The 20581-nt window shown below is 73.0% G+C and carries 18 protein-coding genes and 1 tRNA gene; 10 read left to right on the top strand and 9 right to left on the bottom strand.

From position 1 onward, the window contains the following. Positions 1–4: 4 nt before the first annotated feature. Positions 5–808 (bottom strand): SGNH/GDSL hydrolase family protein, encoded by an 804-nt coding sequence (locus tag J4709_RS15035; RefSeq protein WP_208241120.1) that lies wholly within the window; start codon positions 806–808, stop codon positions 5–7. A gap of 177 nt (positions 809–985) precedes the next feature. On the opposite strand from J4709_RS15035, the gene J4709_RS15030 reads away from it, so the two are divergent. Together J4709_RS15030 and J4709_RS15025 are read left to right on the top strand one after the other, a co-directional pair. Next, positions 986–2113, top strand: coding sequence for an acyltransferase family protein (locus J4709_RS15030; protein ID WP_208241119.1), 1128 nt, complete (start codon positions 986–988; stop codon positions 2111–2113). Positions 2114–2148: 35 nt separating this feature from the next. After that, positions 2149–3348 (top strand): hypothetical protein, encoded by a 1200-nt coding sequence (locus tag J4709_RS15025; protein WP_208241118.1) that lies wholly within the window; start codon positions 2149–2151, stop codon positions 3346–3348. Between the two features lie 325 nt (positions 3349–3673). Here the strand turns inward: J4709_RS15025 and J4709_RS15020 are convergent, their stop codons facing one another. Then, a complete protein-coding gene (locus J4709_RS15020; RefSeq protein WP_208241117.1) occupies positions 3674–4201 on the bottom strand; it encodes a cysteine dioxygenase in 528 nt (175 codons plus the stop codon). Positions 4202–4400: 199 nt separating this feature from the next. On the opposite strand from J4709_RS15020, the gene J4709_RS15015 reads away from it, so the two are divergent. Further along, positions 4401–5372 (top strand): LacI family DNA-binding transcriptional regulator, encoded by a 972-nt coding sequence (locus J4709_RS15015; RefSeq protein ID WP_307801251.1) that lies wholly within the window; start codon positions 4401–4403, stop codon positions 5370–5372. On the opposite strand, the gene J4709_RS15010 is transcribed toward J4709_RS15015, so the two are convergent. Further along, positions 5369–6832 (bottom strand): aromatic amino acid ammonia-lyase, encoded by a 1464-nt coding sequence (locus tag J4709_RS15010; protein ID WP_208241115.1) that lies wholly within the window; start codon positions 6830–6832, stop codon positions 5369–5371. The two genes, J4709_RS15015 and J4709_RS15010, sit on opposite strands and share 4 nt — an antisense overlap. A gap of 159 nt (positions 6833–6991) precedes the next feature. On the opposite strand from J4709_RS15010, the gene J4709_RS15005 reads away from it, so the two are divergent. Genes J4709_RS15005 through J4709_RS14990 form a run of 4 tightly spaced genes read left to right on the top strand, consistent with a single transcriptional unit; the run spans position 6992 to position 10429 of the window. After that, positions 6992–8149 carry an ABC transporter ATP-binding protein gene (locus J4709_RS15005; protein WP_208241114.1) on the top strand — a complete coding sequence of 386 codons (1158 nt, stop codon included), beginning with the start codon at positions 6992–6994 and terminating at the stop codon, positions 8147–8149. Continuing rightward, entirely contained in the window at positions 8149–8796 is a 648-nt protein-coding gene (locus J4709_RS15000; protein ID WP_208241113.1) for an ABC transporter permease, read from the top strand. Before J4709_RS15005 ends, J4709_RS15000 begins: the two co-directional genes overlap by 1 nt. Next, positions 8793–9479, top strand: coding sequence for an ABC transporter permease (locus J4709_RS14995; protein ID WP_208241112.1), 687 nt, complete (start codon positions 8793–8795; stop codon positions 9477–9479). The genes J4709_RS15000 and J4709_RS14995 overlap by 4 nt, the downstream gene beginning before the upstream one ends. A 26-nt stretch (positions 9480–9505) precedes the next feature. Beyond that, positions 9506–10429: an ABC transporter substrate-binding protein gene (locus tag J4709_RS14990; protein WP_208241111.1), complete on the top strand. Its 924-nt coding sequence runs from the start codon at positions 9506–9508 to the stop codon at positions 10427–10429. Between the two features lie 84 nt (positions 10430–10513). Here the strand turns inward: J4709_RS14990 and J4709_RS14985 are convergent, their stop codons facing one another. Beyond that, positions 10514–10927 (bottom strand): hypothetical protein, encoded by a 414-nt coding sequence (locus J4709_RS14985; protein ID WP_208241110.1) that lies wholly within the window; start codon positions 10925–10927, stop codon positions 10514–10516. Between the two features lie 96 nt (positions 10928–11023). Then, positions 11024–11662 (bottom strand): winged helix-turn-helix transcriptional regulator, encoded by a 639-nt coding sequence (locus tag J4709_RS14980; RefSeq protein WP_208241109.1) that lies wholly within the window; start codon positions 11660–11662, stop codon positions 11024–11026. A gap of 65 nt (positions 11663–11727) precedes the next feature. Between J4709_RS14980 and J4709_RS14975 the strand changes: the two genes are divergently transcribed. Beyond that, positions 11728–12489 (top strand): SAM-dependent methyltransferase, encoded by a 762-nt coding sequence (locus J4709_RS14975; RefSeq protein ID WP_208241108.1) that lies wholly within the window; start codon positions 11728–11730, stop codon positions 12487–12489. Positions 12490–12517: 28 nt separating this feature from the next. Here J4709_RS14975 and J4709_RS55585 read toward each other — a convergent pair whose 3' ends face one another. From J4709_RS55585 to J4709_RS14960, 3 genes are all read right to left on the bottom strand, one after another. Next, positions 12518–15586, bottom strand: coding sequence for a hypothetical protein (locus J4709_RS55585; protein WP_208241107.1), 3069 nt, complete (start codon positions 15584–15586; stop codon positions 12518–12520). Between the two features lie 44 nt (positions 15587–15630). After that, positions 15631–15703, bottom strand: a tRNA-Leu gene (locus J4709_RS14965). Between the two features lie 200 nt (positions 15704–15903). Next, positions 15904–16404, bottom strand: coding sequence for an FBP domain-containing protein (locus tag J4709_RS14960; protein ID WP_208241106.1), 501 nt, complete (start codon positions 16402–16404; stop codon positions 15904–15906). A 254-nt stretch (positions 16405–16658) separates the two neighbouring features. Between J4709_RS14960 and J4709_RS14955 the strand changes: the two genes are divergently transcribed. Further along, positions 16659–18899, top strand: a complete 2241-nt coding sequence (locus J4709_RS14955) for an FUSC family protein (protein WP_208241105.1) — start codon at positions 16659–16661, stop codon at positions 18897–18899. A gap of 71 nt (positions 18900–18970) precedes the next feature. Then, complete coding sequence (locus J4709_RS14950) at positions 18971–19765, top strand: hypothetical protein (protein ID WP_208241104.1); 795 nt, start codon at positions 18971–18973, stop codon at positions 19763–19765. A 1-nt stretch (position 19766) separates the two neighbouring features. On the opposite strand, the gene J4709_RS14945 is transcribed toward J4709_RS14950, so the two are convergent. After that, on the bottom strand, positions 19767–20528 hold the full coding sequence (locus J4709_RS14945) for an IclR family transcriptional regulator (RefSeq protein ID WP_208241103.1): 762 nt from the start codon (positions 20526–20528) through the stop codon (positions 19767–19769). Positions 20529–20581: the final 53 nt, after the last annotated feature.

The following is a 20581-nucleotide window of genomic DNA, read 5'->3' as shown; positions in this document are numbered from 1 at the left end:
CCGGTCAGGCGGACTTGCGGAGCGGGTGCGCGAGGCCGAGGCGCTTGACGTCCGCGGCGAGGCGGGTCGCCACGTAGCGGTGGCCCGCCTCGTCCGGGTGCGTCCCGTCGCGCTTGATGTACTGCGGCGCGTTGCCGCGGTGCGTCAGCCGGTTCCCGGTGATCCACCGCTCCGCCAGCGGGTCGATGAACGGGACCGCCATCTGCGTCGCCAGGTTCCGCAGCGCGTTGCGGACGCCGAGCTCGTTGGGCGGCGGCGTGTCGTTGCCCCACAGCGGGCCCATCAGCACGATGTGCGTGCCGGGCCAGCGCTGCCGCGCCCGCTCCAGCAGCGTCCGCGCCGCCGCCGCGACCCGGGGCGGCGGCACCCGCCAGTCGTTGTGCCCGCCCGACACGATCAGCAGGTCGGGCGCCGGCCGCCAGCCGAGCTGGCTCTCGAACAGCTGGAGGAACGCCTCCCCGCCGACGGTCTTGACGAACCCGGTGCCGGCCCGGCCCTCCACGACGACCTGCCAGCCCATCAGCCGGCCGGTCGCCGACGCGTACGTCGTCTCCGGCTGGACGCCGCGGTCGCCGACCGTGTAGCTGTCGCCGAGGAAGAACACCACCGACGCCCGCTGGGCCGCGTTCTGCGGGCCCTTCTGGGGCCCCGCCTTCTGGGGGGCCGCCTTCGGCGCCGGGGCGTCCGCGCGGGCCTCCCGGTTCCCGGGCCCGGCCGTGCCGCCGCATCCGGCCAGCAGGGGCACGCCGAGCAGGCCAAGGCACAGCAGAAGGGTCGCCGCGCCGCGTCGGGCGCGGCGAGATGTCATGGAGGACCACCAAAAGTCGGGTGAGATGCACCGGTATCTTACTGACCCCCTCCTTCCCCGTGCGCCCGTCGCGCGCAATCCGCCCGCCCCGCGGCCGCATCCGCCGTTCACCCCGCCCTCACGCGGACCTCACGCCGCGTCCGGCGCCGCGCAACCCGTCCCCGAGAGGGTTCCGCGGTGACCCGACACCGGCGGCTCCGCGAACTCGACCTGCTCCGCTTCCTGGCGGCGGCTGCCGTCGTGCTGTACCACTTCACGGGGTTCGGCGGGGCGGGCCCGTGGCCGGAGCACGCGCGCGAGGTGTTCCCCGCGCTCGGCGCGGTCACCCGGTACGGGTACCTCGGCGTCGACCTGTTCTTCGTCATCAGCGGGTTCGTGATCCTGATGAGCGCGTGGGGGCGCTCGCCGGGCGAGTTCGGCGTGTCCCGGCTGGTGCGGCTCATGCCCGCGTACTGGGCGAGCGTCCTGCTCGGCGCGGTCGTGTACACGGTGTTCCGGCAGGGGCACGGCGTCCCGGGCCTGGTGGTGCCGAACCTGACGATGCTCCAGGGCGGCCTCGGCGTCCAGAACGTGGACGCCGTCTACTGGACGCTCTGGGTGGAGATGCACTTCTACGTGCTGGCGGCGGTGCTGGCCTGGATCGGCATCACCTACCGGTCCTGCCTGGTGTTCATGGCGGTCTGGCTGTTCGGCGGGGTCTTCGCCGACGAGGCCGGCAGCAAGCTGCTGCAGATCATGCTGGTGCCGACGTGGAGCCCGTACTTCATCGCGGGCATGGCGCTGTTCATGATCCACCGGTTCGGGCCGACGCTGCTGCTGTGGGGATACGTCGCGGTGTCGTACCTGCTGGCGCTGCACTGGGGCGGGTGGCGCGCGGACGGCGCGTTCAAGGGCTCGGCCCACCTGCCCGTCGCGGCGGCCGTCACCGGCATCTTCGTGGTGATGATCCTCGTCGCGACGGGCCGGCTGCACTGGGTGCGGTGGCGCGGGCTGACCGTCCTGGGGGCGCTGACGTACCCGCTCTACCTCGTCCATTCGCAGCTCGCGCTGCCGTTGCTGGACGCGCTCTATCCAAGGGTGAACCGGTGGGTCGCGCTCGCGGCAGTCATCGCGGCGTCCCTGGCGCTCGCGTACGCGGTGCACCGCCTCGTGGAACGGCCCGGTGCGGCGTGGATGCGGGCGAAGCTGATGGCGTCGCTGGAGCCGATGCGGGCCGCCAAGCCTGGTTCGGCTGCGGACGCGGCGGCCGCCGACGTGCCCGCCCCGCGCGCCCCCGAAGCAGAGCCGGAACTCGCCACCCGCTGATCATTCGGCACCAACGGGCCCTATCTTGGTCGGTCATGGCCATAGGGGTGGACGCCGCGGTGGTGCTGACGACTGCGATCGGCCTTGCGTTCGTACCGCGGCTGGTGCGGAGCGGCGATTCGGGCGGAGGAGCGGGGCGCGCCTGGGCCCGTCCAGAGGTGTTCCTCTGCCTGGTGGTACTGCTCGTCTACCTCAACCAGGTGCTCTTCACCGTGTACATACTGCGCGTGCACGCCGGGGGCACCTCGTTCATAGCGCGGTACGTGCCCGAAGGATGGTTCGCGCTCGCGGACGGGTCGGCCATGCGTTCCCTGGCCGCGCACTTCCCGCACCCCGAACTTCTGGCGCCGTCCATGCTGCGCGTGCCGGCCTTTCTTGAACTGCCGTTCGGGCTGCTCTCCTACGTGACGGTGCTGCGCTGGCTCGATCGCGGGCTCTACAAGCGCGTCGCCACCTCATGGACGGTGTGGGCCGCGTCCCTCTCCTACACGTTCGCCTTCTGCGCGGTGGAGTGGATCCTGGACACCCCTTACGCAGTGGACGACATCGTCATCCGCGCATGCACCGGCCTGGTGACGCCACTGCTCATCCGATGGCTCGCCCGCCAGGACACCGACGCGCCCGCCATCGCGTCGTTCGCGCAAATGCTGCTCTTCGCCGTCTCGGTATGGGCACTGGGCCAACTGGTGCTGACCGTCTACGACACCGCCCTCCTCTACAACCTCGGGCATCTCGGCGGACGCCTCCCCGGCGCGGTGGTCACGGCGGCGATCCTGGTGGCGGCCCGTTGGCAGGCCGCACGCACGTCCCCAGGCGGTGCGTCCGGTCTCGCGCTGAACAGCATCGGCACCGGGCTGCGCTGGGCGCTCGCCCTGTTCTTCGTCGCGGCACTGCCCATCCGGTACGGCGTGAACTTCGGTACACCGCTCATCGCGGGCGTGGCGGGCCTGCTCATCTGCGTGGCGGCCGGCGTGCACGCGCTCCGGGAAGGGCTGGCCGGTGCCGGGACGCGCCGCACGATCCTCTGGGCACTCCAGATCGCCGCGGCACTGCCCGCCGGGGGAGCGGCCGGGGTCGCGGCCGTCTGGCTGGTCACGGACACCTACTACGAAGCCGGTGTGCTCCGCGCCGCCGCGCTCTGCTTCGCCGTCGCCGTCGCCGTGTGCGCGCTGACCGACCGGTGGATCGACCGCCGCGTCGTGACGTCTCCGGAAACCGCCGCACCCGAGGTGTGACGTTTCCGGAGCCGGGTGCGCTGAAGGGAATGTGGGTGGCCGTCCGATGTGAGCGGGCATCGGACGGCCACCCTCCTCCGGCGGGCCCGCTTCCCCCGATCGGGCCCGCCGGGGCTGTATTTATGCAATCCCGGCCCAGAGGGCTCGCCTGGCGGCTCGCCCTCTGACCGTGCTTGGGCGAGCGCGACCTCGCTTCGCGAGCTTCCCGTCGGGGGCTCGCCTTCGGCTTCGCCCCCGACGGTCAGATAACGCGCTCGCGTGACGGCTCAGGTAGGTGAGCCGGTTCCAAAGTGGTGATTCCGGCTGACGGCGCGTGTGTGATGGCTCAGGCCGGGGCGTCTTGGGGGCGTAGTTCGTCTGTGTAGCCGACGGGGAGGCGGCGCATGACGCCGGAGTCGTCGATGGAGTACTGGCCCATCCGGCTCAGCGGCGGCGAGTAGGCGTGGATGGAGACGCTGGCGTCCGCAACCCCGGTGAGCCGGTGGATGTGGTCCGGGCCGAAGCAGAACGAGGGGCCTTCGGCGACGACGGTGCTGGCGTGCGCGCCGCCGATGCGCGGGTTGCTCTCCTCGATCGCCCCGCTGACGACCCGGACCGCGCCCGAGGACACGTCGTGGTCGTGCCAGCCGGTGTCGTCGTCCGGCGTCCAGCACAGCACCCAGACGTCGACGTGCTCGTCCCGGTGGAGCGAGGCGTAGTGCCGGCGGCCGTCGCCGGGGAACTCGACGTGCCGCCGCCACAGGTCGGGCCGCTCCGCGAGGTCGTCCACGAGCGCGCGCAGCTCGCGCTTGCCGAGGGTGCGGGCGGGCAGGTCCGCGAAGCCGGGGGTGCGGGGCACGACAGCGTGGGACACGGGTCGCTCCTCTCCTTTTCGTGACGGGGCCGGGACGGTCCGGTGAGCAGGGGTGACGTTCCACTGAACCGCATCAGTTAACCGTTTCAGTGAAACGGTTCAGCAACCGTCCCGTCAAGTGGGGTCCCCCGTTCTGTCAGCGGGGCGGTCTAGGGTTGGAGAGATGTCGGAGAGGCGCAAACGCGCGACCATCCGTGAAGTGGCCCAGGCGACCGGCCTGTCGCCCGCCGCCGTCTCGTACGCGCTGCGCGGCATCCAGACCTCGGAGGAGACCCAGGAGCGGGTCAGGGCGGCCGCCGAGGAGCTCGGCTACGAGGCGCACCCCATCGCCCGCGCGCTGGCCAGCGGCCGCACCGACCAGGTCGGGCTGCTGTGCGGCTCGCTGGAGGACTACTGGCAGCAGTCCCTCGCCACCGGCATCGGCCGGGCGCTGCTCGCCCGCGACCGCTACGCGCTGATCGTCGACGCCGGCGGCGACCCCGAGCGGGAGCTGGCGCTCGCCCGCCGGCTGCGCGACCAGCGGGTCGACGGGCTGATCGTGCAGCCGCTCGACCCGTCCGCGCCGTTCTGGGCGGAGCTGTCGGAGACGGTGCCGGTGGTGTCGATCGGCGACGCCCTGCACGGCGGGCGGTCGCAGGGCGAGGTCGTGTTCGACAACCGGCGCGGCGTCACGCTCGCGCTGGAGCACCTGCGCGGCCTCGGCCACGAGCGCGTCACCGTGTTCACCCCGACCGCCGCGAGCACCCCCGACCGGCCCGCCGACGTGCACGTCAACGCCGAGGCCGAGCGGCTCGGACTGCGCGTCGACGTGGTCGTGGTGCCGCAGTCGCTCGCCGAGTCCACCGAGGTCGCGCTGCGCGTGCTCGGCGGCCCCGACCGCCCGTCGGCGGTGTTCTCCTTCGCCGACTCCATCGCCTACGGGGTGTACGCCGCCACCCGCGAGCTGGGCCTCGACGTCCCGGGCGACGTCGCGGTCTGCGGCTACGACGACCATCCGATGTCGGCGCTGCTCACGCCGCCGCTGACGTCCGTCGACTGGGACATCGACGGCATCGTGCACGCGGCGGTCCGGCTGGTCGTCGACGTCATCGACGGCAAGCCGCGCAAGCGCCGCGTGGTGCGCGAGCCGTCGCTGCGCGTCCGCACCTCCACCGGCGGCCCGCCCTCCTAGGGATGCAGGGACGCCAGCCTGGGGAGCAGGTCGGCGGCTACGGCGATGTCGGCGTCCAGCGGGCGGTCCTCCACGCGCGGGTCCAGGACGGCCTCGGCCAGGTCGAGCGCCGACCGCAGCGGCCCGCCGGAGGGGGCGCGGCCCTGCATCCGCAGCGCCCGGACGGCCGCGACCAGCTCGCAGCCGAGGCCGAGCCGGTAGGCGGCGACGGCGTCGGTGGTCGCGCGCGCCGACTGGGTGGAGAAGCCGGCGTGCTCCTCGACGCCGCGCGACAGCACGGCGCTGCCGAGCGCGGCGGGGGTGGCGAGCCGGCGCACGTCGGCGAGGCACGAGTGCGCGACGTACTCCAGGATCATGATCCCTGAGGACGCCTCGGTCGCGCCCTGGAAGGGGTAGAGGCCGGTGAACGACGGCTCGGCGAGGGTGCCGAGCCGCGCGGCGGCGAGCGCCATCGTCTGGAACAGTGCGGCGCGGGCGGCGTCGAGTGCGAGCCCGACGTAGGCGGTGTGGAAGTTGCCGTTGTGCCAGACCGTCCGCCCGGCGACGTCCACGAGGGGGTTCTCGGCGGCCGCGTTGATCTCCCGCGTGACGACCTGCTCGGCGTACCCGGCGGCCTCCAGCGCCGGGCCGTGGACCTGCGGGAACGCCCGGTACCCGTACGGGTCCTGGATGCGCATCGGGGCGGGCCGGTCGAAGGCGAGCAGGGTGCGCATCGCGTCGGCGGCCTCGCGCTGGCCGGGGTGCGGGCACGCGTCCTGCACGGGCGGCGCGTACGGCTCCTCCGACGCCCGGACGGCGAAGTGCGACAGCGCGGCGACGACCGTCGAGGCGCGCAGCATCCGCCGCAGGTCCGCCACCGCGAGGGCGGCCTCGCCGAGCGTCGCGGCGTTGGAGCTGATGAAGGCGAGGGCGTCGGCGGACTGGAGCCGGTAGCCGGGGCCGCGTTCGGGCACCCCGTCCGGTCCGGCCAGCCAGGACCGCTCGCCGAGCAGGCAGAGGGCGGTCGACGCCAGCGCGGTCAGGTCGCCGGTGCCGATCGCCCCGTACACCGGGACGGGCGGGAGGAGCCCCAGGTTGAGGACGTCCGCCAGCGCCTGGAGCGCTCCAGGCTCGACGCCCGAGCCGCCCGCGGCGATCTGGTTCAGCCGGACGGTCAGCATCGCGCGGACGATCTCCGGCGCGACCAGCGGCCCCGCCCCGGCCGCGTGGCTGCGCAGCAGCCGCAGCCCGTGCGCGTCGGCGTCCTCCCACTCCACGTCCACGACGCGGTTGGCGCCGACCCCGGTGGTGCGCCCGTAGACCGGCTGCGCGCCGGCGACCTCGCGGGCCACCTTCCAGGCCGCGCGAGCCCGCTCGGCCCCCTCCGGGGCTATGGCGACCATCACATCCTCGCGGGCCGCGACCGCCACCTGGGGACAGGTCAGCGAGGCGCCGTCGATAACGATTCGGCTGTGCTCCACGGGGCTACGCTACTTTCCCCAGATTTCAGGTAGTTATCCTCAAGAACCGACGTTCCGGGCAAGGCGGGACTCTGACGAGACGGTACACATTGGTTACGGTTGGGGAGAAGGCGGAAGTCGATCATCGGCGTTGCGACGCCCAACGAGGACGTGAATCGTTTGATCACCTTTGAGGGCGTGACCAAGCGCTACCCGGACGGCACCGTCGCCCTGGACGACGTGAGCCTGGAGTGCCCGACCGGCCGCATCACCGTGTTCGTGGGCACCTCCGGCGGCGGCAAGACCACCGCGCTGCGCACCATCAACCGCATGGTCGAGCCCACCGGCGGGCGCGTGCTCATCGACGGCGGCGACGTCCGCGAGCGCAGGCCCGCCGAGCTGCGGCGCGGCATCGGCTACGTCATCCAGCACGCCGGGCTGTTCCCGCACCGCACCATCGAGGACAACATCGCCACCGTCCCGTACCTGCTGCGCTGGAACAAGAAGAAGGCCCGCGCCACCGCGCACGAGCTGATGGAGCGCGTCGGCCTCGACCCGTCGATGGCCCGCCGCTACCCGTTCCAGCTGTCCGGCGGCCAGCAGCAGCGCGTCGGCGTCGCCCGCGCGCTCGCCGCCGACCCGCCGATCATGCTGATGGACGAGCCGTTCAGCGCCGTCGACCCGGTCGTGCGCGGCGAGCTGCAGGACGAGTTCCTGCGGCTGCAGGACGAGCTGCACAAGACCATCGTGTTCGTCACGCACGACATCGACGAGGCGATCAAGCTCGGCGACCGCGTCGCGGTGTTCCAGACGGGCGGGAAGCTCGTCCAGGTCGACGCGCCCGAAGACCTCCTGGCCCGGCCCGCCGACGACTTCGTCGCCGGGTTCATCGGGCACGACCGCGGCATCCGGCGGCTGTCGTTCGTCCCCGCGTCCGGCGCGCCGCTCACCGAGCGCGACGTGCTGGCCGCCGACGCCCCCGTCGAGCGCGCGCGCGAAGCCGGCGACGGCTGGGTCCTGGTCGTCGACGGCGACCGGCGCCCGCTCGGCTGGGCCGCGACCGGCGTGCTGCCGTCCTCCGGCACCGTCGGCGATGCGGCGCTCGCGCCGATCGGGCACACCTTCACCGTCGAGAGCGACTCCGTCCGGGCCGCGCTCGACGCCGCGATCCTGTCCCCGTCCGGCCGCGCGGTCGGCGTGGACGGCGACGGCCGCCTCGTCGGCGTCGCCGACCAGCACGACCTGACCGCCGCCATCGCCACCTCCGGCGCCGGCGTAGCCGCCGAACCCGCCGACACGCCGCCGGCGGAGCCGGTGAAGGGCGGTGCCGGCGACTGATGGACATCGACTGGGGCTGGATCGGCGACCACACCGGCACCCTCGGCGACCACGCCGTCATCCACATCCGGCTGGCGCTGCTCCCGGTGCTGTTCGGGCTGCTCATCTCGCTGCCGCTCGGCGTGCTGTGCCGGCGCTGGCAGTGGATGTTCCCGCCCGTGCTGACCGTCGCGAACATCCTGTACGCGATCCCGTCGCTCGCCCTCTACATGGTGTTCGTCCAGTACACCGGGCTGACCGAGGCGACGGTGATGATCCCGCTGACGCTCTACAGCCTGTCGGTGCTCGTCCCGAACGTGGTGGACGGCCTCGGCTCGGTGTCCGAGCCGGTCCGGCAGGCGGCCACCGCGATGGGCTTCGGCCCGCTGCGCCGGCTGCTGCAGGTCGAGCTGCCGATCGCGGTGCCGATCGTCATCGCCGGCGTCCGCGTCGCGGCGGTGTCCTCGATCAGCCTCGTCGCCGTCGGCCAGCTCATCGGCCAGGGCGGGCTCGGCTACGACATCCTGCGCGGCTACCAGCTGACCTTCCAGACCCAGATGGTCGCCGCGTCCGTGCTGATCGTCCTGCTGGCACTGGTCACCGACGCCGTCCTGGTCGTCGTCCAGCGGCTGCTCACCCCGTGGGCCCGGGCGCGAGGAGCCTCATGAACAAGCTGTGGAACCAGATCGACCTGTCCTGGACGTGGCTGACCGCGTCCGCGCACTGGCACGGCGACGAGGGCATCACGCACCGGCTGCTCCAGCACCTGTTCTACAGCTTCGTGCCGCTGCTGGCCGCGGCGCTGATCGGCCTCGCCTTCGGCCTGATCGCCGGGCACACCGGCCGCGGCGGCTTCGTCGCGATCAGCCTCGCCAACGTCGCCCGCGCGATCCCCACCCTCGGCCTGGTGCTGATCCTCGCCGTGGTCGAGTTCAGCATCGTGCCCGTGCTGATCGCGCTGGTGGCGCTGGCGATCCCGCCGATCCTGGTCAACACCTACGAGGGCGTCCGCAACGTCGACGAGGACGCCAAGGACGCCGCCCGCGGCATGGGCATGACCGGCTGGGGTGTGCTGTGGCGCGCCGAGGTGCCGATGGCGCTGCCGCTGATCCTGCTGGGCCTGCGGACCGCGGCGATCCAGGTCGTCGCCACCGCCACCATCGCGGCCATCCCGGGGTACGGCGGCCTCGGCCGGTTCATCGTCGACGGCCTGGCCCGCAACGACTACCAGCTGGTCGTCGGCGGGACCGTCCTGGTGGTGCTGCTCGCGCTGATCGTCCAGGTCGTCTTCGCGGCGCTGCGCCGCCTCGTCGTCTCACCGGGCCTGCTCGGCTCCGCCCGTTCCTCCTGACCCTTTCAACAGAAGGAAATCCCACCATGAAGCACATCATCCGTGGCGCGGCCGTCGGCCTCGTGGCCGCACTGGCGCTGTCCGCCTGCGGCGGCGGGGGCGGCGACGACAAGAACCCGCTGTCCGGCGGCGGCGGCGGTAAGGGCACCATCACCGTCGGCGGCGCGAACTTCCCCGAGAGCGGCCTCATCGGCGAGATCTACGCGCAGGCGCTGGAGGCCAAGGGCCTCAAGGTGACCCGCAAGTTCAACATCGGCGCCCGCGAGGTCTACTACGACCAGGTCGTCAAGGGCGGCATCGGCGTGATGCCCGAGTACAACGGCGCGCTGCTGACCACCTCGGTCGACAAGACCAGCACCGCCTCCACGACCGACGAGGTCAACGCCGCCCTCAAGGCAAAGCTGCCCTCCTCGGTGGAGATCCTGAACTCGGCGCAGGCGGAGGACAAGGACTCGGTCACCGTCAACCCGCAGACCGCGTCCAAGTACCACCTGAAGAGCATCGCCGACCTCAAGCCGGTCGCGAAGCAGCTGACGATCGCCGGCCCGTCGGAGTTCAAGACCCGCCAGCAGGGCCTCGTCGGCCTGCAGAAGGTCTACGGCCTGGAGTTCAAGAAGTTCCAGCCGTTCGACGCGGGCGCGCAGGCGACCCTGGTCAAGCTGCTCACCGAGGACAAGGTGCAGGCCGCCGACCTGTTCACCACCGACCCGACCATCGTGCAGAAGAAGCTCGTCGTGCTGGAGGACCCGCAGCACGTCTTCAGCGCGCAGAACGTGACGCCGCTGGTCAACAAGTCGGCGATGAACGCGCAGGCGACGGCGGCGCTCAACGGCGTCTCCGCGAAGCTCACCACCCAGGACCTCCTGGACATGATGAAGCGCATCGCCATCGACAAGGACGACCAGGAGAAGGTCGCCAAGGACTGGCTGACCAAGAACGGCCTCGCCTGACCCTCGTGGAACGCGCCGCGCCCCGGACGAGCACGTCGTCCGGGGCGCGGCGCGTTCACCGGGCGGCAGGCGCCGCCCGCACGCTCAGATCGACGTCTTCCGGCACTCGTTGGAGGAGAAGTTCGACACGCACACCTCGCCGATCGGGCCGGCGGTCATCTTGGAGACGTAGCCGGGCGTCCATTTCTTCCACCGGGAGATCTTGCCGCAGCCGCTCGAATTCGTGAACGTCTTGTGGCCCAGCCCCGGGACCGTGATGGTCATCTTGACGCTGTGCGCGTCGCAGCCGGTGTCCTTCAGCCCGATGTTGGTGATGTAGAAGTACTTGCGGCCCCAGTTCAGGTCGCCCCACCCGTGCACGGTGTTGTGACCGGTCTTCAGCGGGTCGGCGTAGAGGTCGAAGTGCCTGGTGTAGGCGTTGGCGACCCCCGACATGAGCGCGATCCCGAGAACCGCCGTCCCCGCTGCTCCGGCCGCGCGCATTCCCCATCGTGACATCTCGTTCTCCTTTGAGACGGGATAACCGATGGGTGGAGAGTGCCATTCGGCGGTACATTTTCGGTATATCGGGAAGTGCTGGCGCCAATTCCTGAATCAGCCGGCGGCGGCGGGCCGGAGGCGGGCGAGCACCTCGCGGCGGCCCCGGGCGGTCAACCCCAGCGCGGTGGCGGCGTCGATGCCGATCACTCCGGTGAGCAGGCCCAGGACGGCGCGCGGCGGCCCCTCCAGGACGAGATCGGGATCGGCGGCGCGGCCCGCGCGGGCGCGGACCTCCCCGCCGCCGATCTCGATCACGGCCTGCTCGCCGGACGCGACGAGCTGGACGACCGCCGGCGGCGCGCCGGGGTCGGCGTCGGCGGCGAACCAGGCGGAGGCGCAGGCGAGCCAGCGCGCCTGGAACGCGTCGTCCGGGCGTTCGGCGTCCATGAGCCGCAGCCCCCACTGCCCGAGCGCCTTCAGCACCGGCTCCAGCGCGAGGCCGTCGCCGGTCAGCGAGTACAGGACGGTCGCGATGGGCGGCGGCGCGTCCTCGCGGCCGATCAGCCCGGCTTCCTCGAGGTCCTTGAGGCGGGCCGACAGGAGGTTGGTCGCGACGCCGGGCAGCCCGTTCTTGAGGTCGGTGAACCGGCACGGGCCTTGCAGGAGCAGTTCGCGGACGATCAGCAGCGTCCAGCGGTCTCCGATGACGTCGAGGGCCCGGGCGATCGAGCAGTACTGGCCATAGCTGCGCACCCGCCGAGCCTAACGCAGCCTGGTTTACTCTAGAAACCAGCGAGTTGAAAATTTAAACTAGCGAGATGACCTACGACGAGACCGGCGTCGAGCGGACGATCGCCCGCCTCCGGCGCGAGCACCCCGGCGCGGCGGGCGACCTCGACCAGTTCCACATCGGCGGCGCCGACGCGGTCGGCATGCTCATCGACGGCCTCGCCCTCACCGAGGGCGACACCGTCCTGGACGTCGGTTCGGGACTCGGCGGCCCGGCCCGGCAGATCGCCCGCCGCACCGGAAGCCACGTGACCGGCATCGACATCACCCCCGCGTACGTCGCCACCGCCCGCGACCTGACCGCCGGCACCGGGCTGGACGACCTCGTCCGGTTCGAGGCCGGCGACATCGCCGCGTTCGCCCCTGACCGCCCCTTCCGAGCCGCGATCACCATGCACGTCCAGATGAACATCGAGGACAAGACGGAGTGGTTCTCCCACATCGCCCGCTGCCTCGCCCCCGGCGCGCGCCTGGCCGTCTGGGAGGTCTGCGGATCGGCGGACCTGCCCTGGCCGATGCCGTGGTCGCTCGACGGCACCGACAGCTTCGTGGTCCCGGCCGACGCGCTGCACGCGTCGATCGAGCAGGCCGGCTTCACCACCACCGCATGGACCGACGAGACACCCTGGGTCCGGGCCTGGATCGAGAAGACCTTCGCCGACGGCCCGCCCGACGGCCCGTCGTTGCCGATGCTCCTGCACGACGGCTACACCCGCGTCATCAACTTCGCCGCCGCGCTCACCGACGGCACCCTCGAAATCCGGCGAGGCACCTTCACCCGTGCCGCCTGACCCGTGCCGCTTGACCAGGGCCGGCGGGTCACGCCGGGGCGTGCCGTCGCCGTCCGGTCAGGAGGGCGCCGATGACGACGAGGGCCAGGCCGCATCCCGCGGCGACCAGCGGGAGGTTCGTCGGGATGCCCAGGTAGGTGGTGATTCCGAGGATGCGCGACAGGCCCCAGGGCAGCAGCGCCATCTGGTCGTTCCAGAGCGTCAGGGCGCGTTCCAGGCCGAGGGCGGCGACGAGCGCGCCGAGGACCGTCAGCGGGGCGCCGGCGCCGATCAGCGTCACGCCGGCCGCGCGGCGCCGGGGCAGGCCGCTGCCGCGGGCGGTGAGCAGCGCGACCGTGAGCACCCACAGGAACGCGGCGAACGCGACGGTGATGTAGAACGAGCGCGGTCCCGGTTCGGCCCAGAAGTCGTACCAGTACCGTCCCGGGCCGCGTCCGGCGAGCGCGAGCAGCAGGATCACCGTCCGCAGCAGCGCGGCGCCGCCGACCGCCGCGCTCAGCGCGAACCGGTCGCGGCGGCGGGTGAGGAACCGCAGCGCGGCGGCGTACAGCGCCCAGGCGCCGAGGACGAGGACGAGGTGGGCGGGCGCCGCGAACCAGGTGTAGGCGGCGCGGCTGAGCACGAGCGCGGCGGTGGGCAGGAGCCAGACCAGGGCGCGGTCCGTCCGTCCCGCCGGGACGACGTCGCCGGCCCGCCATGGACGCGTCATTCCGAGCCAGAGTGCGCGCAGGGCCGCCGAACCGGGGGCGCCGCGCAGCAGCCGCTGACCGGGCGACGTGCCAAGCGCGAACGCGAGCAGGAGGGCGAGGAGCAGCGCGCGCGCGAGCCACGCCATCGCGGGGTCGCGGTCCGCGCGGTGCATGCCGATGTCCGCCGCGGTGAAGTTGTACGCGGGGAGGGCGACGTCGTGGCCGTAGCGCCGCTGGTGGGCGCGCGCGTCGTGGCGGAACTGCTTCTCCGCCGCCTTCCAGCGGGCCTTCGCCGTGCCGGAGCCGGTGTCGAGCCATTGGACGTGCCGCAGCGCCATCGTCCGGTACGAGCCGAGCGTGGTGAACAGGTCGGCCTCGTAGGCCAGCGCGTCGGCGAACCGCTGCCGCAGCGCGGGGTCCCGCCAGGACGACGGGGGAGTGGCGTCGATGAGCGCCCGCATCCGGTGCGCCGTCTCGACGGCGGTCCGGCCCTCGGCGATCGCCGTCTCGAGCCGGGGCCGGGCGACCCGGTAGATCGTGTCGAGCGCCGCGCCGTCGCCGGTGACGATGTCCCACTCGAAGATCCACATCATCGGGGGCGGTTCGAGCCCGAGCGCCTTGACCCTGTGGTCGGCGTAGGGGCCGATGTAGAGGCCGTTCGTCACCGCGCTCCGCGACGACGCCATGACCTGCCCGATCGCCGCGACGGTCGCCGGGTCGCCGGAGAAGGTCCGCCGGATCCAGTCGCGGGTGGCCGCCGCCGTGTCGGTGTCCGGGTCCCATGCCAGGCGCGCGGTCACGTAGACGTTGACGTCCCACATCTGCCAGAACCCGGTGCGCAGGTAGAGGGTCATGGGGCCCGCGTGCAGCGGGCCGCCGTCCTGCGTCCAGTCCCAGACGCCGACGATGTTCGGGTTCGCGGCGAGCAGCGTCCGCAAGGCCCGCTGTTCGAGGTCGCCGAGATCGTTCGGCAGCGCGCCGAAGCCCTCGAACTCCCGCCGCGACTGGAACTCCACGATCCGCCGCTGGCCCCCGGTCGCGAGCGTCGTGTTGAACGGCAGCCCGCTGTAGAAGTCGCCCAGGCTGTACTTGGTGGAGACGATCAGGTGCCGGTCGTCGATGCCGTCCAGGACCTTGTGGTATGAGGCCGGGTTGGTGTGCATGTCGCCGACGGCGCCGACCCCGACGCTCCAGGTACGGAAGACGATGTCGCGGCCGTCGGCGTCCGCCTGGCCGAGCAGCGCCTTGAGCATCGCGCGGACCTGCGGGACGGTGGTCACCTCGATCTCCGAGCGGTAGTCCCAGCCGGCGAGCTTGTAGTCGCCGCCGCCCTCGCCGATCCTGATCATCACGCCGTCCGCGTACGGCAGCCCGGTGAACAGCTCGTGCAGGCCCGCCCGGTACACCGACCACAGCCGGGGACTCGCGGTGTCGATATGGCCGAGATAGCGCTTCAACGGTGGTGACAGCGCCAGCATGTCGGTCTGGAAATACACTTTCATGCCCATGTCGTGGGCGTACCGCCAGACCGGCCCGAAAGCCGCCCGCATCGCCTGCGCCCGGGCGATGTGCGAATCGCCCGCGCGGTACACGGCGTGCCCGCCGCCCACCCCGCTGAAGGTGACGTACTCCAGGAAACCCGGGACGACGACACCGTTGTAGCCGTACGCCGGCGCGTGGTCGACGAATTGGCGGAACTGCGCGCCGATGCGCTGGGCCGCCGCGGCGTCCACCCACGGCGCGCCTTTCAGCAGGGCCGGCCCGACCGCGTCGGTGTTCAGCCCGTAATCGGTGCCCTTCGCGAACGCGGCGCGGCCGGCCTCCAGGCCCACCGCGCCGTGGTCGGTCAGCCGCAGCGGCAGCCTCGGCGCGACGACGCGCCCGTCGTCGCCGGCGGGCAGCACGTCCGTGCCGGAACGGATCCGGTCGGCGACCGCGTACAGGCCGTTGGCCGCTCCGGCGGCGTCCGCCGCGTCCAGCGACAGCCCGCCGCCGCGGCTCCGCAGCCGGAACGCCTGGTCCCGGACGGCGTCCGCCGCGCCGGGCAGCGAGCGGACGATGCCCACCGCGAGGACCGCGCCACCGCCGGCTCTCCCGCCGATGCGCGGTTCCGGGAGCCCGCGTCCGGCCAGGGCCGTCGCCACCGAATCGGCGGCGAGCGCCAGGCGCTTGCGTTCGATGCCGGTTCCGGCGGTCGGCAGCGACAGCGCGTCCAGTCTCGGCGCCGCGGCGAGCCCGGCCCGCGGCGCGGCGTGCGCGCCTTCCGCCGGCGCCGCCGCGGGCACGGCCTTCAACCCGAGCGCGCCGCCGACCGCCGCCGCGACGAGCGCGCCGACGACGAGGACGACCAGCGCCGCCGCCAGGAAGGGCCACCGCAGGGCCCGTACGTCGACACCCTCAGCCGGCACGCCGCAATCGTAGATCAATCACCCGAGGCCGGGGCGATTCCCGGTGCCTCCGGTCGGACTCGAACCGACACTTCGACTCTTTTAAGGAGTTCGCCTCTACCTTTGGGCTACGGAGGCCGGGCCATGCCGAATGGCGCCTCCGTCCGCCGACGGCTGCACCGGGTGCCCGCGCAATTGCGCACCGTCGTCGGCAAGGCTCCTTTCTGCGGATTTCCGGTCGAGCATGGAAATCGACATGCCCTATGGCTCGGTAATACTACGCATATTCGCCATGGGGCAGAAAGGGATTGGCGCGGGCCGGGCCCGGCCGCTCGTGGTCAGCCCGCGACCTTGTCCAGGAAGGCGTGCAGGTTGGCCTGCGTGCGGGCGACCTTCTCGTCCAGGGTCAGGGACTCGTCGAGGCCGCCGCCCACCGCGGCCTGCTTCTTCCCGCGCACGTAGAGCGAGCAGGCGAGGTCGGTGCACAGGTACCGGCCGACGGTGTTGCCCTGCTTTCCGGCCTCGCCCGTCCGGCGCGCGGTCATCAGCGCGACGCCGCCGCCGGTCCGCGTGGTCAGGCACAGCGAGCACAGGCTCCGCGAGGTGAAGCCGCGCGGTGCGCCGCCGGACGTGCCGCGCAGCGCGATCCCGACGGGCCGGCCGCCGCGTTCGGCGACCAGGTAGGCGCGCTCGGGCGCCCCGGGATCTCGCCAGCCGAGGAAGTCCAGATCGTCCCAGGTGAGGTCGGCGAGGTCCTTGGGCAGGCCGAGCCGCTTGGCCTCGCCCTTGGAGCAGTTGATGAAGGACGTGCGGATGTCGTGGTCGGTGAGGGGTCCCATCCTCGCGACGCTAGCTTCCCTAGAGCTATTAGGCAAATCCTTAATCCTCCTAGGCCGACTGCCGCCGGCCGGGCCCGGCGCGCGGCCGGGCGGATATGATCGGAGTAGATCGTGAGCGTGGCTAAGCATCTTGGGGGGAACGCGAACTGCTGTCGGACAACGCGCGGACGAACGGCACGGGCCTGCTGCGGCGGCTGGAGCGGCGGGCACTGGCGAAGGATCTCGGGCTGGCGCGCCTGCAGGCGGCGCGGCGCATGCTGGTGGGCCTTCCGGCGGGCATGGCCGCCGGATACGGCGTCGCGGGCGCCCTCGGTGAACCGGCGTTCATCGGGCTGATGCTCGGCGCGCTGCCCGCCATGCTGACCTCGCTGCTGATCGCCGACAACGGCGCCGCGCGCGCGACGATCAGGTCCGTGGTGGTCTATGCGCCGTTCATCGCCGCGCTCTACCTGAGCATGACCCTGCACCCGCACCGGTTCCTGGGCCTGGCGGCCCTCGTCCCGGTGCTGTTCGCGCAGTTCTACGCGGCGCGCTTCGCGCCGTGGGGCAACGACGCGGGCGCCGTCCTGTTCGCCGGGTACCTGTGCGGGCTGCTGCTGCCGATGCCGCTCACCGAGTTCGGGCCGATGGCCGCGATCGCCGCGGCGGGCCTGGCCGCGGCGACCGCCGCCCGGCTCGCGCTGTGCCGCCCCGCGCCCGCCAAGGCGCTAGCGCGGATCCAGCGGGCGTTCCTCGCCTGCGCCGCCGACGTCACCTCCGCCGCCGCGGACCTGCTGGACGCCGGCGCCGGCACCGGGCCGGAGCGGGAGCGCGCGCTGCGCCGGCTCCGCCGCCGCCAGGCCCGGCTGAACGAGGCCGCGCTGGTCGCCGACGGGCTGCTCGCCCAGCCCGGCACCACCGGAGAGGCCGAGCGCCTGCACCGGCTGCTGTTCGAGACGGAACTGGTGGTGCAGGCCGTCGCCCGGGCCGTCCGCGAGCTGGACGGGCACGCCCCGCCCGGCGACCTGCGCCGCCGCGTCACCGGCGCGCTCCGCGCCCACGCCATGGGAGGCCCGGGCGCGGAGTTCGACGAGCGCGCCCCCCGCGACCTGGTCGGCTGGCTCGACCGGCGGCGGGCGAGCGGCCCGCCCGCCGACGTCGGGACGTCCTCGCTCGTCCACCACCTGGCCGTGCTGCTGACCGACCTGTCCCGGACGTCCCGCACCTGGGTGGACGCCGGACGGGCCGCGCCGGGCAAGGGAGACGGGGCGCCGTTCCAGTCGCCGGTCGTGCTGAGCGCCGGGCACGCCGTGCTCGGCTCCGGGCCGGTGGCGGAGCGGATCCTCGCCTCCGGCGGGGCGTGGCGCCGGCTCCGGGTCTCCCCGCACCTGCGGACCGCCCTGCAGGTGGCGGTCGCGATCTCGATCGCGGTGCCGGTCGGCGACCTGATCAGCGGCCGGCGCTTCTACTGGGCCGCGATCGGCGTCATGATCATCTTCACCGGGACCAACACCACCTACGAGCGGGTCCGCAAGACCGGGCAGCGCGCGCTCGGCACCGTCGCCGGCGGCGCGCTCGGCATCGCGTCCTTCGAGCTGCTCGGCGCCGCGCACCCGTGGATCAGCCTGCTGCTGGTCGTCGCCGGGCTGACCGTCGGCGCCTACTCGATCGCCTCGCACTACACGTGGTGGGTGATCGGGCTGGTCGTCGCGCTCGTCCAGCTGTACGCGTTCACGACCGGCTTCCACACCTCGCTGATCCTGCTGCGCCTCGCCGAGAACATGGTCGGCGCCCTCACGGCCGTGCTGGTCGGGCTGGTGCTGCTGCCCGTCGGCACCCGCAGCATGATCGACGAGGCGGTCCGCGGGCACCTGTCCGCCGTCCGCGACCTGGTCGCGGACGCGGGCGCCCCGCCGCCGGACGCCGCGGACGTCCGGCTGAGCAGTGCCTCCCGCGCCGTCGACCAGGCGCTGTTCCGGCTGAACGCGGTCCTGCGGCCGATCGTCCGCCGCCCGACCGGCGGGTCCGGGCACGCGGACGCCGAGACGCTGATGACGCTGACCACCGTCACCGGCTACGCCCGCGAGATCGCCGCCGCCGCCGTGGCCATGCCGCCGGAGGCCGAGCGGACCCTGCAGGCGGTCACCGCCCGGATGGCGCTCTCGCTGGAGGCCCTCATCGGCGCGTTCGCGGGCGAGACCGGCGGCGTGTGGCGCCGCTCGGTCGAGGCCATCGACCGCCTCGACCAGGCCCTCGTCCACGATCTCGACGCCGTCGCCCTGCGGCAGCGCCTGCAGTTCCTCGCCCTGGCCGACGACGCCCTCGCGACGCTCGCCGAGCACCGCGGCATGCGCGTCATGGGCATGGAGTACGCGAAGGTCGCCCCGGAGCGCCGCCTCCAGCTCGCCTCGCTCCGCTCCCGCCACCGCCTCGCCACCGCCTCGCGGCCGCCGGCTGACCCGGCCCCGGCGGCTGCCGGCCGGGCCGCGGCGTCCGGCGCTGTAAGCGGCCTGTAATCGCATGATCGTAATCTTCCGCCCGGAGCGCGGAACGGCCGCGCGGCGGCGGCGAAGGGCGGGAGTGCCGGGTGGCGGAGGCGGCGGAGAGCAAGAAGGGCGGCGACGACCTGCCGGACACGCCGTCGGCGAAGGGCCTGCAGGTCCTGATGGGGATCTGCGCCCTGGTGGGCGGGCTGCCCGCCCTCGTCGGGCTCGGCGGCCTGATCTTCACGTTCTTCTTCGGGCACGACTTCTACCGGTGGCTGGTCCTCTTCCTCGGCGGGATGATCGGCGTCGTGGCCGCCATGGGCCTGCAAGGGCAGGCCACCACCGCGGTGCCCACGCATGCGTGGCGCGAACCGGGCGGTGCGGTCCCGCTCGTCCTGCGGAGGGTCACGGCGCTGGCCGCGATCGTCCTGGCGGCCGCGGGGCCGTCGCTGTTCCTCCTGAAGCTCGTCGGCTGGCTGAGCACCGACACGAGCGACGCCTACTACCACGCGCCGGTCGTGACGGTGTCGATCAGCGGCGAGTGCAGCACGAGAGTCGGCGGTTCGCCGCAGGACTTCACCGACAAGGTGTCCTGCGGCTCGGCGAGCTGGACCGTCGGCGGGAAGCAGGTCAACGGGAAGATCGAGGGCACGGTGCTGGAGATCGTGGGGAAGGTCGGACTGGACGGGGCGACGCACAAGGACTCGGCGAAGGCGCACGTGCGGGGGACGATCGCCTACACGCTCCACGCCGTCCACAAGCCGCATTCGTGCGCGCGGCTCGACGGGCTCCCTGCCTGGGCGTGGGCGGGGCTTCCGGTGGGCGTCCTGGGCTTCATCGGCATCGGCAGGATGCGCTGGTCGCCCGAGGCGCCGCACGGGCCGTTCGAGGACTGAGTCAGGAGGGCGGGCGGCCGGTCAGCCGGGTGGTGAGGGCGGCGGCCGCCGTCCGGGCCTGGGACGCGAGGTCGGGCCAGGCCTCGGGCGGGTGCCGGTCGCGGCGGAACGTCAGCGCGACCGCGGCGGTGGGGTGGCCGGTGTGGTCGAACGCGCAGGCGGCGATGCTGGCGAAGCCCTCGGTGATGTAGCCGTCCTCGGCCGACCAGCCGCGCCGGGCGTCCTCGGCGAGCACGCTGCGCAGCTCGCGCAGCGAGGCGGGGCCGCGGCCCGTGCGGTTCACGAACCGGCCCGGGAACAGGGCCCTGACCTGCGCCGGAGGCAGGTGCGCCAGCAGTGAAAGGCCGCTGGCGGTGAGGTGGGCGGGCATCCGGACGCCGACGTCGGTGACGAGGGTGGCGTGCCGGGGCGGCTGCTCCTTGAGCAGGTAGAGGGTCTCGGCGCCGTGCAGGACGCCGAGCTGGGCGATCTCGCCGACGCGGTCGACGAGCCGGCGCAGCAGCGGGCGGGCGAGGCGCTCCAGGGGCTCGTGCCGCAGATAGGCGGAGCCGATCTCGAAGGCGGCGACGCCGAGGCCCCAGCGGCGCTCCTCGGGGATCGAGGTGACGAAGCCGTCCTCGGCCATCGCGGTGAGCAGGTGGTAGGTGCTGGAGCGGGGCAGGTCCAGGGCGCGGGCGATCGCGGAGGCGGGCAGCGGGCCGGGCGCGGCGGCCAGCAGGCGCAGCACCGCGAGGGCGCGGCGCGCGGCGGGGACCTGGCTCATCCTCGGATTGTCTCGTATCCGAGACAGATGCGGCCGACCGGCCCTGTCCCCGG

Origin of the sequence: Actinomadura violacea (assembly GCF_017573465.1) — a bacterium.
GTDB classification, from domain to species: domain Bacteria; phylum Actinomycetota; class Actinomycetes; order Streptosporangiales; family Streptosporangiaceae; genus Spirillospora; species Spirillospora violacea.
Note: the sequence above shows the minus strand (reverse complement) of the source record. Positions and strands in the feature narration are given on the sequence as shown.